15 protein-coding genes are annotated in these 16,235 nt (G+C 44.3%); 4 read left to right on the forward strand and 11 right to left on the reverse strand.

Annotated elements, in window-relative coordinates:
* The first annotated feature begins 16 nt into the window (after positions 1–16).
* The 4 genes from N2317_01985 to N2317_02000 are packed head-to-tail and all read left to right on the forward strand — an operon-like array spanning position 17 to position 3,483.
* The gene (locus N2317_01985) at positions 17–1,174 is read left to right on the forward strand and encodes an MlaE family lipid ABC transporter permease subunit (GenBank protein MCX7816268.1); all 1,158 of its coding nucleotides are present in this window, start codon (positions 17–19) and stop codon (positions 1,172–1,174) included.
* A gap of 15 nt (positions 1,175–1,189) precedes the next feature.
* Entirely contained in the window at positions 1,190–1,942 is a 753-nt protein-coding gene (locus N2317_01990; GenBank protein MCX7816269.1) for an ATP-binding cassette domain-containing protein, read from the forward strand.
* Between the two features lies 1 nt (position 1,943).
* Entirely contained in the window at positions 1,944–2,870 is a 927-nt protein-coding gene (locus tag N2317_01995) for an MlaD family protein (protein ID MCX7816270.1), read from the forward strand.
* Positions 2,860–3,483 carry an ABC-type transport auxiliary lipoprotein family protein gene (locus tag N2317_02000; protein MCX7816271.1) on the forward strand — a complete coding sequence of 208 codons (624 nt, stop codon included), beginning with the start codon at positions 2,860–2,862 and terminating at the stop codon, positions 3,481–3,483. Before N2317_01995 ends, N2317_02000 begins: the two co-directional genes overlap by 11 nt.
* Before the next feature lies 1 nt (position 3,484).
* Here the strand turns inward: N2317_02000 and N2317_02005 are convergent, their stop codons facing one another.
* From N2317_02005 to secD, 11 genes are all read right to left on the reverse strand, one after another.
* Positions 3,485–5,782: a GspE/PulE family protein gene (locus N2317_02005; GenBank protein ID MCX7816272.1), complete on the reverse strand. Its 2,298-nt coding sequence runs from the start codon at positions 5,780–5,782 to the stop codon at positions 3,485–3,487.
* 1 nt (position 5,783) lies between these two features.
* The gene (glyS, locus tag N2317_02010) at positions 5,784–7,853 is read right to left on the reverse strand and encodes a glycine--tRNA ligase subunit beta (GenBank protein MCX7816273.1); all 2,070 of its coding nucleotides are present in this window, start codon (positions 7,851–7,853) and stop codon (positions 5,784–5,786) included.
* Positions 7,854–7,866: 13 nt separating this feature from the next.
* A complete protein-coding gene (gene glyQ, locus N2317_02015) occupies positions 7,867–8,736 on the reverse strand; it encodes a glycine--tRNA ligase subunit alpha (GenBank protein MCX7816274.1) in 870 nt (289 codons plus the stop codon).
* Between the two features lie 94 nt (positions 8,737–8,830).
* The gene (gene recO / locus N2317_02020) at positions 8,831–9,616 is read right to left on the reverse strand and encodes a DNA repair protein RecO (protein MCX7816275.1); all 786 of its coding nucleotides are present in this window, start codon (positions 9,614–9,616) and stop codon (positions 8,831–8,833) included.
* Between the two features lie 6 nt (positions 9,617–9,622).
* On the reverse strand, positions 9,623–10,933 hold the full coding sequence (locus N2317_02025) for a dihydroorotase (protein MCX7816276.1): 1,311 nt from the start codon (positions 10,931–10,933) through the stop codon (positions 9,623–9,625).
* Positions 10,933–11,850, reverse strand: a complete 918-nt coding sequence (locus tag N2317_02030; protein MCX7816277.1) for an aspartate carbamoyltransferase catalytic subunit — start codon at positions 11,848–11,850, stop codon at positions 10,933–10,935. Before N2317_02030 ends, N2317_02025 begins: the two co-directional genes overlap by 1 nt.
* The gene (gene pyrR, locus N2317_02035) at positions 11,850–12,407 is read right to left on the reverse strand and encodes a bifunctional pyr operon transcriptional regulator/uracil phosphoribosyltransferase PyrR (GenBank protein MCX7816278.1); all 558 of its coding nucleotides are present in this window, start codon (positions 12,405–12,407) and stop codon (positions 11,850–11,852) included. The genes N2317_02030 and pyrR overlap by 1 nt, the downstream gene beginning before the upstream one ends.
* Before the next feature lie 159 nt (positions 12,408–12,566).
* Positions 12,567–13,178, reverse strand: coding sequence for a signal peptidase I (gene lepB / locus N2317_02040; protein ID MCX7816279.1), 612 nt, complete (start codon positions 13,176–13,178; stop codon positions 12,567–12,569).
* Positions 13,179–13,189: 11 nt separating this feature from the next.
* Positions 13,190–13,750: a DUF456 family protein gene (locus N2317_02045; protein MCX7816280.1), complete on the reverse strand. Its 561-nt coding sequence runs from the start codon at positions 13,748–13,750 to the stop codon at positions 13,190–13,192.
* The gene (secF, locus tag N2317_02050; GenBank protein MCX7816281.1) at positions 13,705–14,616 is read right to left on the reverse strand and encodes a protein translocase subunit SecF; all 912 of its coding nucleotides are present in this window, start codon (positions 14,614–14,616) and stop codon (positions 13,705–13,707) included. The genes N2317_02045 and secF overlap by 46 nt, the downstream gene beginning before the upstream one ends.
* 14 nt (positions 14,617–14,630) lie before the next feature.
* Positions 14,631–16,235 carry a protein translocase subunit SecD gene (gene secD / locus N2317_02055; GenBank protein ID MCX7816282.1) on the reverse strand — a complete coding sequence of 535 codons (1,605 nt, stop codon included), beginning with the start codon at positions 16,233–16,235 and terminating at the stop codon, positions 14,631–14,633.

Here is a 16,235-nt window from a genome sequence, read left to right on the forward strand (position 1 = left end):
CTGTGGAAGTAGCTTTATGGATAAACAAAATTCGTTAATCGAGAAACCATTTCCTTTTCTTCATATCTTACGTGCTTCCGCTGAAGACTTAGAGATTCGAGTTATCGGTTCACTTGGAATGGACCAGGTGGAGCAGTTTCTTAAGTGGGGAATGGGTTTTCTGGAGAGGTTTCCCGAAGTTAAAACTGTCGTTGTTGATATGGTAGAACTTAAACATTTGGACACCGCAGGTGCTCTTGCGCTTGTAGAATTGGAGCGTGTCTTAAATGAGAGGGGCAAACGGGTGTCTTTTAGGGGCGGTGAGGAAAAGGTGAGGAACGTGCTGAGTCTGGTATCCCCTAATTATCTCACCGCAAAACCTCTGAAAGGTGAAAATGACCGTCTTTTTTTGCTGGATAGGGTAGGTGAGGGGTTTTTACTTTTGTTGAAAGACGCCTATGACATTTTAACGTTTGTTGGGGAATTGCTCGTGGGGTTGGGCAGAGTTATTACAAATCCCCGAGAGGTCCGCTGGAATGATGTACTTTTCTATATGAAAAGAGTAGGTGGTGATGCCTTACCAATTGTGGGATTGCTCAGCATGCTTGTGGGCGTAATCATGGCATTTATGTCTTCTCTTCAGCTCAAGCAGTTTGGTGCTAATATATATGTGGCAAAGCTTGTGGGGCTCGCCATTGTAAAGGAGTTGGGACCTATGATGACAGCTATAATTGTTGCTGGACGATCGGGTTCTGCTTTTGCAGCGGAGATTGGGACGATGAGGGTAAATGAAGAAACCGACGCTCTTTTTACAATGGGTTTTGAACCGGTGTTTTTCCTGGCCATTCCTAAAGTTTTAGCGTCACTTTTCGTAGTTCCCCTTTTGGCCCTCTACGCTATGATGTTTGGAATTCTAGGGGGGTTGGTAGTGGGAGTTGTTGGCTTAGAACTAACTTTCTACACGTACTTCCAGCAGACGATGGAGAGTATAACTACGTTTGACATTTTAGCCAGTTTCGTGAAATCGGTGGTTTTTTCTTTATTGATTGCCGGAATTGGGTGTCAACGAGGATTTAAGGTTCAAGGTGGTGCAGAAGCTGTGGGAGCTGCGACCACCTCGGCGGTTGTCTCGGCTATATTTCTTGTCGTGGTTACTGATTCTTCGTTTGCAGTACTACTGCACTACGTGAGATAAATAAATACAGCTATAATGGCACAAGAAGCGGTTATCAGGGTGGAAGAAGTATCCATTGCGTATGGGGAAAACGTAATACTCAGGGACATTTCTTTTGAGGTTAAGGAAGGAGAGATATTTGCAATTGTAGGTGGGAGTGGATGTGGTAAATCTACACTTCTGAAGGCGATTATTGGTTTAGTCCCAGTTCGGACGGGGCGTATTTTTTTGAGGGACACAGATGTAGTTAATGGAAGCGAAGAAGAAGTCAGGCGGGAACTTGTAAACGTGGGTGTCCTTTTTCAGTCCGGTGCTCTGATCGGTTCTCTTACTTTGGCTGAGAATATTGCGCTACCTATTTTGAGGCATAAACGACTTCCGCTTTCATTTGTGGAAAACTTAATAAAGGTTAAACTTGGACTTGTGAATCTTACTGGATACGAGAATCATCTGCCATCGGAACTTTCCGGAGGCATGAAGAAGAGAGCGGGCCTGGCACGGGCTCTGGCACTTGATCCGCAGATACTTTTCTTTGACGAACCAACCGCAGGTTTGGATCCCATTACATCTGAAGAAATATACCAGCTTATTAGGAGTCTCAATGAAAGTCTGGGTACCACTATGGTGATAGTGACTCACGATATAAGTATGGTCCTTGAAATTGTTCATAGGGTTATAATGCTTGATGGTACTGAGAGGAGAGTGATTGCGGAGGGTTTCCCTGATAAGCTCTGCCGGAATTGCTCTGACCCAAGGGTCAGGAAGTTTTTCAGAAAGGGGTTGTATTAGAATGATTACGCGGAAAACCTCACGATTCGTGCTTGGTCTGTTCGTTACGGTTGGCGTATGCATAGGTGTGGTATTGTTAATCTGGGTGGGTGCGTCCCGTTACTTTGAGGAAGGTGATTTTTACGCCACATACTTCGACGAATCAGTTCAAGGTTTGCAGGTGGATTCCAGTGTTAAGTACAGGGGGGTTGATGTGGGACGGGTGGTGAAGATCGGCGTGGCACCTGATAATCGCCTTGTGGAAGTTATTTTGAAGATCAGGAAGCGAGGCATTGTTGATGAGGGAACTGTTTCGGAGCTAAAAACAGCAGGTATTACGGGAATTGTGTTTATTGAGCTCGATCGTGTGGAAAGTGCCGAACCAGTTGTGGGACCAAAGATCACTTTTACACCCAATTACCCTGTTATTCCGTCACGACCTTCCAATATTCGCCAGATCAGAATGGGCATTGCGGAGATATACGAGAAGATAAAAGCAATAGATGTGGAGGGTATCACAGCTGAGTTCAAAAAAACAGCGTATGCCTTGGAGTCTTTCTTTGACAACCCGGAGATGAAAAAAACGATGTATAATCTTCAGGAGATGAGTGCTGCGCTGGAAAAGGTAGCAAAGGGGCTGGAAAAGAAGTTGGCTGAGGGTACATTGGACGAAATTATTGGTGAAGCGCAAGTTGTCCTGAGGGAGACGAGGACAACTCTCTCTGCGATGAGGGAGGAGATCGACGGATTTAAAATGACCGAGAGGAGTGCCGAAATTTCGCGTTTGGTTGATGATTTGAATCGTAAAACCAAACAAGTTTCATCGCGCATAGATGTTCTTTTACGTGGACTTAATGAGAACACTGTACTCCTTGATCGTTTGCTGGAGCGTTTGAGCAATGATCCCTCAGAGCTTATCTTTGGAGGGAGAGTGCCTGATGAGGAATAGAAATTTACTGTGGGAGACTATCTTTTTGCTTTTTTTAATTTTTTCGGGATGCGCTGGAAGGGGCGGTACGTTTATTGAGTCTGTAAAATTTGCCCTTGAGTATTCAGTGCCTCCGATGAATTTTAAAGAAATGATCGATGCTTCCGTAAAGGTGGAACGTTTTTCTGCAAGTACGGAATACATGACAACGGTTATGTTGATCAAACCTTCTGAATATGTGAGGTCTTCCTACCGTCGCGGTAGGTGGCACGTCCCCCCTGCGGATTTGGTGACCTCTTTGTTTCTTAGGGATTTGAGGTTTTCAGGTTTGTTCAAAAGAGTGTATTCCCCTGATGATATTTTTGCCGTTGACTATAACGTTGATGGTCGAATTGAAGAGTTTCTTCAAGTGGACACTCCCGAAGGTTCCTATGCGTCACTCATCATTCTAATGACCGTTACCAAAAGGGATACTCAACATCAGGGGGTGAATGTGGTTTTTCAGAAGACCTATAGGGCCATAGAACCGCTTAAAGAGAAGAACCCCCGTGGGCTGGCGGAGGGTATGAGTCACGCCACCATGAGGGTTTCCCTTTCATTCATGGAGGATCTCCGGGAGAGGTTAAGTCCGTGAGTTATTTTATACAGACCCTTCTCACCTGAGCTATGTCGGTGAAACCCTGGAAACATTTAATAACGCCATCCTGAAACAGAGTGGTCATCCCTTCGCTTATGGCTATTTCCCGTAGTTTTTCCACCGGTTCTCTCCTTTGGATGGCTCTTTTTATGTTATCTGTTGCTACAAGAAGCTCGTGTATTCCCATCCTTCCCCTGTAGCCTGTGTTGTCGCACGAAGGACAACCTTTAGGTCTATAGAGTTTTAGGTCTTCGGTGTATTTTATATTCAACTTTTCAAATTCTTTGGGCCCGTAGTTCTCGACTATTGTCTCAAATTCTTCAAGACTTGGGTGGTAAGCCTCTTTGCAGTTTTTACACAGGGTTCTCACAAGTCGCTGGGCAAGGATACCAAGGAGGGCATCGGCGAAGTTTAGAGGATCAATGCCCATATCCAAAAGGCGCGTTATAGTTTCGGGGGCGCTGTTTGTGTGGAGGGTACTGAAGACTAGATGTCCTGTGAGAGAAGCTTCCACACCTGTTTTGGCAGTTTCATAGTCTCTCATTTCACCCACCATTATCACATCAGGATCAGCGCGGAGAAAAGCACGCATAGCTGCGGCAAAGTCGAGACCGATTTTGGGATTAACTTGAACTTGTCTTAGACCGTACTGGGTTATTTCCACGGGATCTTCCGCTGTCCAAATCTTTCGATCCGGTGTGTTTATGTGTTTTAGAATAGCGTGAAGCGTGGTGGTTTTACCTGAACCTGTTGGACCAACAACGAGAATCATACCGTAGGGTTTCTCTGCCAGCTCTTTAATTGCGTTATAGTTACGAGGGAGCATACCCATGGCTTCGAGCGGTAGTGTTTCCCCCTTTGCTAAGATACGCATGACCACATCCTCTACTCCACCTTGTGTCGGGATCGTAGCCACGCGCAATTCAATTTCTTCTCCTCCGGTTCTTTTGAACTTTATCTTGCCGTCCTGGGGAAGTCTTTTAACTGTGATGTCCAGATTGGACATGATTTTTATCCGGGAAACGATGGCTGATCTATAGCTGTAAGGTAGTGTCTGGTAAAGGGCACACATTCCGTCAATACGGAATCTCACTTCGACGTTTTTTTTCTTTATATTTGGCTCGATGTGAATGTCGGAGGCGCGGCGTGTATAGGCGTCGTTTATTATTTTATTGACAAGCTGCATTATAACACTGTCGGATTCAGATATAACTTCTACGCTTTCTTCTTCTTCAGGCTCTTCTTCAGCATCCGATTCAAGTTTGCTCAAGAGTTCAGTAATAGATTTTTCCTCCTCCGGCGATTTGAAAAAGTAGTTGATGAACTTTATAATGTCGTCGGCAAGGGCAACGTCGTATTTGATGTTTCGTGTTTTCAGAAGATTTTCGATCATATCTCTTTTGAGAATGTTGTTTGGATCGTCAACAATAACGTGGATTTTGTCGTCTATTTTTCCTATGGGTACCCAGAATTCCCTGCGCAAATATTCGCTATTCAAATTTCTGATGAGTTCGCCAGGTATAGGTATTTTTTCATCGAATTCGATGAAGTTGCAACGGAAGAACTCTGCAAGGGATCTTCCTATCTCTTCCTTCGGGATCCCGTATTTGCTCATAAGGTAGGATTCAATGGACATCTTTTGGGCTCGGGATTCTTCCCAGGAGTTTTCCAGTTGCTCTTCAGTTAGGTACCCCTTATCGAGAAGGTAGGCAAAACGTGTTTTACGTCTTTTCGTGTAGCGCTCTAAGTTGGAAAATGCGAGACCCAAGATGTTGCATATCTCTACAAGAGTGTTAACTTCATCTTCGGAGAATTTACCGGTACCTGTTTTTCTATTCAAGATTTGAACCACTCCCATAAGTTTTCCGTCGTAAATGATGGGGGAACATAGTACCTGCCGAGTACGGAAACCGGACCGCTTGTCCCAGCTGGGATCAAAGGAGAGTTCAAGATCGATTTTCTTGAGCTCCTCTTCGTCGTACGCGTCGGCTATATTAACTACCTTCTTGTTTTGGGCGACGTAGCCGGCTATGCTTCTGTTGCTTATGGGAAGACGAATCTCATTCAGTTTTGCACCGGAAAGGACGAAGGAGTAAATTTCATTTTTTTGCCTATCAACAGCGTAGATAGTCATGGAATGTGCGTTGAAAAGGTTTAGTATACTGTCCTTAAGGTCAACTATGATCTGCCTTACATTCTGCGCGGAGTATATGCGGTTTGTGATCTCCTGTATCTTTTTCAGAAGTATCAGTTTTTCTTCGAGCGTGTTGAAGTGGTGTGTTGTGTTTTCTGTCATACTAAGTTGTTACAACTTTTGAAATATCGGCAATCCTGTAAAAAAGATTCCAGATTTCTCTGAGAAGAGAAAGTCTGTTGTTCCTGATTTTTTCATCTTTCTCCATAACGAGCACATTGTCAAAGAAACGGTCGATGGGGTTCCTCAGTCTGGCCAAGGATTTAAGAGCTTCCACAAACTTTTCTTCTTTGAGGAACTGATTGACTTCCTCTTTAATATCGCATAGCGCAGTGTAGAGATTTCTTTCTTCATCCGTTTGGAATAACGATTTTTCAACTTCCCCGCCTTCGTAATCTTTAAGTATGTTGCTTACTCTGCGAAATGCAATGGACAATGCGTCGAAGTCTGGATGTTTACGAAATGACTCCACTGCTTCGATTTTCCTTACAGTTTTACAAATATCAGAATACCCTGTGGATATAACAGCATCGACTACATCATGTTGGTGACCTTGACTGATAAGCATGTTTTCTAGACGACCTCTGAAAAATTGGAGCACGTCTTCAACAACATCATCAAGTTTTCTATGTAACTTATCTTTCAGGATCTCCGCGCTTCTCTGGACTATATCATCGAGTTGAAGGGGATATCTTTTGTTTATTATGATGTTTATTATACCAAGGGCCTGTCTACGAAGTGCATAGGGGTCGGCCGTGCCAGTAGGTAGTAAGTTTACCCCGAAGAATCCGACTATGGTATCCATTTTATCCGCGATGCTTACAATGGCTCCTGCATCGGTTTCCGGTAATTCACCGCCCGCCGTCGTGGGTAGATAATGTTCATATATGGCCTTCGCTACATCAGGATCCTCTCCAGCTATTTGGGCATATTCCCGGCCCATAATCCCCTGTAACTCGGGGAATTCGCTAACCATAAGCGTGTCAAGATCGGCTTTTGAGAGGGTTGCTACACGGTCCACGGTGGATTTTAGCTCAGGATTTATAAGGTCTACGAGATATTCTGCGAGTTTTCTAAAACGTTCTACCTTTTCGTAGGAGGTCCCAAGCATGCTGTGGTACACGACTTTTTTGAGGTTTTCTACCCTTTGCTCGAGGGGTATTTTCTTGTCCTCCTCGAAGTAAAATTGTGCGTCTGCCAGACGGGCTTTTAGAACTTTTTCGTTTCCTTTTATCACTACCTCCGGGTTTCTTACCGCCGTATTATTAACGACAAGGAAATACGGCATTAAGTGGCCTTTTTCGTCAGTCACTGGGAAGTACTTCTGGTGAGAAATCATGGAGGTTGTAAGTACCTCTTGCGGTAATTTCAGATATTCGGGGTCAAAACCCCCACAGACGACAGTAGGGTATTCAACCAGGAAGGTAACCGTTTCTAGGAGATCTTCCCGAATAAACGGTCTTCCACCAACGGATCTTGCTGACCTTTCTATCTCTTTAAGTATAATGTTTCTTCTTATTTCGGGGTCAACAATGACATAATTTTTTGCCGTCTTTTCTATATAATCGGTGAAGTTTTTCACTTCAAATGCCTGTGGGCTCATAAATCGATGTCCATAAGATAGATTACTGCTCTTAATATCCCCGAGCGAAATAGGAACTATTTCACCGTCAAAGAGCGCAAGAATCCAGTGGATTGGCCTTGCGAATCTTATATCCAGTGATCCCCAACGCATAGATTTCTGAAATGGAATGGAGAGTATAAAGTTTCTTAGGAGATCCGGAAGGAGTTCTTTTGTTGGTAGACCCTTTATAGTCTTTTTGGCACAGATGTATTCCCCTTTTTCTGTTTGCACCAACTCCAATTGCGACACATCAATACCTTGAGATTTCGCAAATCCGATAGCAGCTTTCGTAGGAGCACCATCTTCGTCAAAAGCCACTTTTTTTGCTGGTCCTATCTTGATCTGAGTTTCTTCACTTTGGTTTTTAGCCAAATTTTCTACCCTAAGAACGAGCCGCCTCGGAGTGGCCATCGTAGTTACGGGTCCAAAGGATACGCGCGATTCCTGTAACCTTCTACATAAGATTTCTTTCATGTCATCTATTGCTTTTGGTAAAAAACGGGCAGGAATCTCTTCCGTTCCAATCTCCAACAATAACTCGGCATCCATAGCTTTGCTCCTCTCATCGATTCATAAGGGGGTAACCCATCTTTTCCCTCTGCTTTAGGTATAGCTCTGCACTTAATCGTGCTAAGTTTCTTACCCTCGCAATGTAACTTGTACGTTCTGCGACACTTATCGCTCCCCTGGCATTCAGAAGGTTGAAGATATGGGAACATTTCAAACAGCAATCATAGGTTGGTAAGACCAGCTCTTTTTCTGAAACGCGAAGCCCTTCTGTTTCGTACATATCGAAGAGTTTTCTTAGCATAGAAACATCGGCGAGCTCAAAATTATAAATGGACCATTCCACCTCACCCTGATGGTGTACATCACCGTATGTTACGTGTTCATTCCACTTTAAATCGAACACGTTGTCTATGCCCTGAATGTACATAGCAATACGTTCTATGCCGTACGTGATCTCTGCACATACTGGTTTGAGGTCTATCCCTCCTACCTGCTGGAAGTAGGTGAACTGCGTAATTTCCATCCCATCTAGCCAGACTTCCCATCCTAGTCCCCATGCACCCAAGGTGGGGGATTCCCAATCGTCTTCTACGAAACGTATGTCATGATCGAGGGGGTCAATACCTAGAAACTTTAAGGAATCTAAGTACAAATCCTGGATATTCGGCGGTGATGGTTTCATAATCACCTGGTACTGGTAGTAGTGTTGAAGTCGGTTGGGGTTCTCCCCGTATCTTCCGTCGGTCGGACGTCTCGACGGTTCCACGTATGCTACATTCCAGGGTTCCGGCCCAAGGGCTCTTAGAAACGTAGCGGGATTGAAAGTCCCTGCTCCTACCTCCACATCATATGGTTGCTGAATGACGCAGCCCTGGTTAGCCCAGTATCGCTCCAGCGCGAATATTAACTCTTGGAAAGTCACAGACTCTTACCTCCCCTAAAAAATATATGGACTTTTTAGCTTTCGGAAGAGTTACTTTACGGTTGTTTTTTTGTATTTGTTTTTAATTGTAGTGTCAATGGTTAATTTGACGCGTATGTTCCCATGAATGGATCTGTTCCAAGACCTTAAGAGACTTCAGTTCTTTACCTGTGAGGTGAAAGATGAAGCTCTTCAGTACATTCTTCGCCTCTTCTGCTATTTCCTGTGAAAGCTGTATGTGACGTAATTTGGTGAGAGGGACCCTCATTGCTAGGTTAAGTGTTTTGATAGTTCCTAAACTTACCGGCAATCCCATTTGTTCTCCAAAGTAACATCTGTCACATACGATGCCTCCACCTTCTTTGGCGAAAGTATAGCGGACACCCTTTGATAAAGGCAACTTGCATTGTGTACAGTGATCGAGAACAGGTTGGAATCCAGTGAGTTTTAGGAGTCGTGTTCCGAAAAATAAGGAGAGGTTGGATGGAGGGATGTTTTCTTCAAGGAGGGAGAGGAATCCACAGAGTTCGCTGTATATGGTGCGTTGGGGTTTACCTTCAGGTGTAAATGCATCGACCAGTTCGGTAAAATAAGCTGCGACAGTTGTTTTTACTACTGATATACGAAGTTTCTCAAAGTGTTGGATTACATCGCAGTTTTCCACAATAACGAGGTCTTCTCCCATCTTTCGCGAGAAGTAAAGTAGGGAACGGCAGAAGTTATCAAGAGCGTTGGCAAATCTTTTTCTGCTCCTCTTTGCTCCCTTTGCGATACCCCTGAGCTTTCCGTAATCTTTCGTATAAAAGGTTATTATAAGGTCAGATTCCCCGTAGTTTAACCTTTGCATAACCACAGCTTCTGTTTTTCGATGTTCTCTCATCAATGGTTAGGGGTTTGAGTGATAAACCACCCTTCCCTCTTTAATTGTCATGACAGATTTACCTTCGAGTTCCCAGGACGTGAAAGGAGTATTGCGTCCCATGGAGCAGAATTTCTCTGGTTCCACTTTCCATTTATGGTTTAGATCTATGACTGTTATATCGGCTCTGCTGCCTGGGCGTAAGGTACCTCCTGGTATTTTGAGAATGGTTGCAGGTATGGTACTCATTTTAGCTATCAATTGGTACAAAGTTAGTATACCACTGTGGACGAGGCGCAGACTTAGGCCCAAAGACGTTTCAAGGCCAGCGATACCGTTTGCTGCGGATTCAAATTCCACTTCTTTGTCGATGGCTGCATGGGGTGCATGATCGGAAGCTATAGTATCTATCGTTCCGTCCCGAAGACCCTCCAAAATGGCTTCGAGATCGGCTTTTGATCTCAAAGGTGGATTTACCTTGGCATTCACATCAAAATCATAAAGTGCTTCGTGAGTGAGGGTAAAGTAGTGGGGTGCGGTTTCTGCAGTAACCTTTACTCCCCTTGCTTTTGCTTCACGGATCAAGCGTACTGCCCCTGCTGTACTTACATGGGCGATGTGAACCGCTGTTCCTGTATATTCGGCAAGCATAATATCACGGCTAACCATGATGTCCTCTGAGATGGAAGGAATTCCTGGGAGTCCCAGTTCCGTGGATACAATACCTTCGTTGATCACCCCTCCTTCGGAAAGGTCCGTGTCCTCACAATGGGAAATTACGGGGATACCAAGGGAATAAGCATATTCAAGTGCTCTTCTCATGAGAGCGCTGTTCTTAACTGTTCGTCCATCATCGGAGATTGCCACGGCACCCGCTTCTTTGAGGTCCCAGATATCTGTCAGAAATTTGCCCTCTGCATTGACGGTCATTGAAGCGACGGGATATACATGGACGAGGCCACATTCTTCCCCTTTCCTACGGATGAATTCCGTTACTGCGCGATTATCGTTTATGGGTTTTGTATTTGCCATACAAGCAACTGCTGTGAATCCTCCCGCACACGCTGCCATACTACCGGTGGTTATGGTTTCTTTGTATTCCCATCCGGGTTCGCGGAGATGCACGTGCATGTCAATCAGCCCCGGTGTAACCACAAGTCCAACAACATCGATCACGGGTAGCTTTTCTGCCCCCGCTGGTAGCGGTTTTCTGCGAGGAACGAGCGCTTTTATTATGCCGTTTTCCACCAATACATCTGCTACTTCGTCCATATTTTGCGAAGGGTCAACAACCCTGCCACCTCTGAGTATAAATGACCGATCTTTATGAGGATCCATTATTTACCTCCTATGAGAAGGTACAACAGTGCCATTCTAACTGCCACGCCGTTTGTTACCTGGTCGAGAATAACCGAATGGGAGCTTTCAGCAATATCAGGTGATATCTCGATGCCTCTGTTTATCGGACCGGGATGCATTATCAGCACATTTTTTTTAGCAAGGGAGAGATGTTTACGGTTGAGACAGAAATGAGCGGAGTATTCCCTTAGACTTGGGAAGAGAACCTGTTTTTGCCTTTCCAGCTGGACACGGAGCATCATGATGACATCAGCATCCCTGATTGTGTCCTCTAATGTGGTGTGGACCTCTACTCCCAGACAGTGGATGTCTCGAGGTATCATCGTTACTGGGCCACCAACAGCTACCTTTGCCCCCATTTTTTTAAGGCCAAAAAGGTTGGAACGGGCTACCCGGCTGTGGGCAATGTCCCCAACGATACTGACTTTTATTCCCTCAAGGGTTCCCAGTCGAGATCGAATAGTCATCATGTCCAAAAGTGCCTGTGTAGGATGCTCATGAGCTCCATCGCCCGCATTGATTATCGATTGTCGAAGCAATCGGGCAAGCATATGGGGTGCCCCAGCGGCACTGTGGCGAATTACTATGATATCGGGATTCATAGCTTCTAAGTTTTTGGCCATGTCTATGAGAGTTTCTCCTTTTACAATGCTGCTTGTTGAAGCTGAAATGTTTATGGTATCCGCACTGAGTCTTTTACCCGCTATTTCAAAAGAAGTTCTGGTTCTTGTACTTGGTTCGTAGAAAAGATTTATTATTGTTTTACCTCTGAGTGTGGGTACTTTCTTGATTTCCCTTGTGGAAACCTCGATGAACGATTCAGCGGTATCGAGAATCAGATTGATCTCCTCCTTGGATAGTTCCCTTATCCCAAGAATATCCTTTCGCTGAAGCATTATTTGGATTCCTCCTCTTCCGTTTCAATTACAACCTCGTCCGATCCATCGACTTCTTTGAGATGAACAGAAACGGATTCCCAGAGAGCTGACGGTAGATTTTTTCCGACAAAGTCCGCCTGAATAGGCAATTCCCTGTGGCCGCGATCAACTAGAACTGCCAGTTGAATGAGTTTGGGTCTGCCAAAGTCTACAAGCGCATCCATTGCTGCTCGTATTGTTCTTCCTGTAAAAAGCACGTCGTCGACCAGGACTATTTTTTTCTCATCTATGGAAAAAGGGATATCCGTTTTACCAAGTTTGGGTTTTCTGTCTGTTAGGAGAAGGTCATCTCTGTAAAGTGTGATATCCAGGATCCCCAGGGGGGGGTCTACATTTTCAAAGGAACTAATTTTCCGCTGAAGTCTTTTGGCCAGGAAAACTCCTCGGGTCCTAATACCTACAAGGGCGAGATCCTTAACCCCTTTGTTACGTTCAAGAATTTCGTGAGCGATTCTTGTTAGGGAACGGTCAATACCCTCCTCGTCCATAACCACCCTTTTTCTCTTTTCTTCCATGCCGTTTTTCTTCCCCCTGTAAAAAAAAGGCCTCCCCGCAGGAAGGCCCTTTTGTTTGTAATTCCGTTTTGCGATAGAGGCTTCAATGTGAATCCTCCTTGTGGCTGGTTTTGTTTCTTACTGTAAAACAAAGAACAAGTCAAGTCGCAGGTTCGCGGCTTATTGAATCACCTTCCCTATCCTATCCCACCGTACTCGGTGTTTTTCCTTGTCCCAGGAAAAATAAATAATCAGAGCTTTTCCAAGCACGTCTTTCAAATCCACAAAGCCCCAGTATCTGCTGTCGTAGCTTTGGTCTCTGTTGTCACCCATTGTAAAAATCTTTCCCTTTGGCACGGTTATTGGGCCGAAGTTGTCTCTTGGTTGAATGGATGCGGGGTAGATGGAACTGTCGGTGTATACCCCGTATTTATCCTCGTAGGGTGAGCCATTGATGAAGATTTTTTTGTTTCTTATCTCCACCGTATCTCCGGCCACTGCTATTACACGTTTTATAAAGTCTTTGGAACGATCCTCAGGATATATGAATACAACGATATCACCCTTTTTTGGTTCATGGAACGGGATTAGTGTTGACCTTACAAATGGTAATTTTACCCCATAGTAGAACTTGCTCACCAGGATATAATCACCTACCAAGAGGGTTGGTTTCATGGAGCCCGAAGGTATTTTGAAAGCCTGTATTATAAAAGTGCGAATGAAAAGGGCGATGAGTATAGCTATAATTATAGCCTCGGCGTATTCTTGGATTTTAGATTTATGTTTTGTCATGGTGTTTCCCATCAGGAGTATATTCTCATCAGTGTTATAATAATCATGAGCATAGCAAGGCATCCTTTTGCTAAAGTGCTTAAAAAGCGCAAAAACATCAACTTTAAATCAAATCGAAGTGCTGGATGGACGTTATACCGGTTTACAATCTCTAAGGTGAGGATTCCCAAAAGGGCACCAGAGAAACCACCTATTATTACGCCTAAGCCGTATAGGTAGGGGGACAAAATTACGATGCCCAGTGACGCTCCCAGAAATGAGATGAGAATAGCTTTACCTGAGAGGCTCCATTTGTATGGTATCGATGTGTTAACTATAAATTCCAAGAATTCTGCTATAAGTGATATGATGATAAGTACCGTCAGTATTTTCCAGTCTATGCTCTGAAATCTTGTTAAAATGGCGATTATTGAAGCGGCAAACAATATAACAAATGTTCCAGGAAGCCTAAATATGGTTGCCATTTGCCCTATAAACATGATTGCGATTAGTAGACCTAATAGTATCTTTTCGAAAGAAAGCACGTCTATTTTTTCCTGAGCTTGAGACGAGAGGGTTTTAACTTTTCCCATGCTAGAACGACGGGACTTGCTATAAAAACAGAAGAATACGTACCAAATATAACCCCCACGAGAAGAACAAAGGCAAAGTCATTTATCACCGGTCCTCCGAATATGTATAAAACCGCTACTACCATTGCTGTTGTCAGCGAAGTGAGTATAGTTCGGCTTAGCGTTTGATTGATACTGTCGTTCATTACGATGGGAAGCGGTTTTTTTGATTCCTTGCGGACGTTTTCCCTGATACGGTCGAATACCACTATGGAATCGTGAATGGAGTAGCCAATAGTTGTGAGAAGTGCAGCAACCACCGGTAGGGAAAATTCTCTGCCTAGCAGGGCGAAAAAACCCATAACAACGATGACGTCGTGAATAACGCCTATAATGCCTCCTACGGCGTAGCGTAGTTCAAAGCGGAGTGCTATGTATATAAGCATACCAATCCACGATAGTAATACGGCGAAGATGGCTTTTCTTGTCAAATCTTTCCCCACTTTTGGTCCTACGTATTCAACCCTCTGTATCTCAATTGTACCCGATCCAAATAGGCTGCTTAATGATTCCTCAAGTTTTTCTGAGATGCCTTTGAATTCCGAGGAAGTTTCGGCAGTCCTCACAATGAATTCATTCTGGCCAAAAGGTTGGATAATCGCATCGCTGATGCCCAAACCGGTAAGGGCATTTCTGATGCTATCCGTGGGTATCTCTCTGTTTACCTTTATCTGTATAAGGGTGCCACCCGCAAAGTCAATGCCATAAGTTATACCTTTGATCAATAGCACCGCAATACTGAATATCGTCAGAATTATAGATAAAATAACGCACCATTTCATTGCCCTTACGAAATTTATGTTGATACCTGGTTTTACTAGTTCCATGAGAAACCTCTTTTCTAAATGCTTATGGTGGAGATCTTTCTACGCCATATAAAATAGTCGAATATGATTCTTGTGGTGAACACTGCAGTGAAAAGGCTGGCAATTATTCCCACACTTAATGTTGTGGCAAAGCCCTTAACAGGTCCTGTGCCAAATCCGAATAAAAATAGACAAGCAATAAGTGTGTTCACGTTGGTGTCTAGAATGGTTAGCATGGCTTTAGAATAACCTGTCTCAACCGCTGCTTTTGGAGTTTTTCCTGCCCGGAGCTCCTCCCTTATGCGTTCGAAGATAAGAACGTTTGCATCAACGGACATACCAATGATTAGAACGATACCCGCAATGCCCGGAAGTGTAAGTGTGGCCTTAAATGCCGCGAGGAACGCTAGAATAAGAATCATGTTCAATAATAGGGCGATGTTCGCCACAATACCAGAAAGTTTGTAGTAAACCGCCATAAAAAGTGCAACCAGGACACCTCCAATAATAGCCGCTTTGATGCCTTTGTCTATGGAATCTTGTCCAAGGGAGGGTCCAACGGTGCGCTCTTCGAGGATTGTAACGGGTGCTGGCAGGGCCCCGGCTCTAAGGACAATGGCCAGGTCTTTTGCTTCATCCATGGTGAAAGCACCTGTTATCTGTGCATTTCCTCCAGATATCTTCTCCTGAATTACCGGGGCTGAATACACAATCCCATCGAGCATAATGGCTAATCGGCGCTTGATATTTTCTCCTGTTATGCGCTCAAAATCTAAAGCTCCCTGGGCGTTGAACTTCAGTGTTACATGGGGTTCACCAAAGCGACTACCGATGACAACTTTGGCACTTTCTAAAGCACTCCCCGTAAGTAATGTTTTGCTCTTTAGGAGTATCGGTATAGTAGTCCTTTTTCCAGTTTCTCGGTCCACTCTGTACTCGTAAGCCAATTCGCTTCCCTCGGGCACGTTGCCCCTAAGAGCTTCCTCTAGGGAATGTTCGTCGTCTACCAGCTTGAATTCTAGAAGGGCGGTTTTACCGATGAGGTTTTTAGCTCTGTTTGTATCTTTGATCCCGGGCAATTGAACAACTATGCGATTCTCTCCTTCAGGAATAATTTCTGGTTCCTTAACCCCGAACTGATCTACTCTGTTTCTTATGGTTTCGAGGCTTTGCTCCACAACGTTTTTCTTCATCTCCTGAAGTCTTTTGTCTTTGAAACGGACTGTAACTCGCTCTTTTCCTTCCCGGGTTTCTGTAGAGTATATCTCAAGATCGGGAAATGAATCTTTAACTATTTTTCCGAAAGCGTCTCTGGCAGTTACTGTTGGGAATTCGAATGTAACCGAGAGATCTTTTTCCCTCTCTTCAATGATGCGAAAGCGGATACGCTGTTCCATCAAAAGTTCTTTGATGTTTTCAATTGTCCTATGCATAGTGGAAGCGATGGCCTTCTGGGTATCAACTTCAAGGAGTAGATGTGTACCTCCTTGAAGGTCGAGTCCCAGGGGAATTTTCTCTGTGGGTAGGAATTTTTTCCAACCTTCAGGAAGTTGGGGAACGATAGAGGGTATTAAATAAATCAGAGCAATTAGTGCCACTACAGTTGCAATGGCTGCTCTTATTCTTAGACTTTTTATCAT

The organism is Syntrophales bacterium (assembly GCA_026417625.1).
In the GTDB taxonomy this organism is placed as follows: Bacteria; Desulfobacterota; Syntrophia; order Syntrophales; family UBA8958; genus JAOACW01.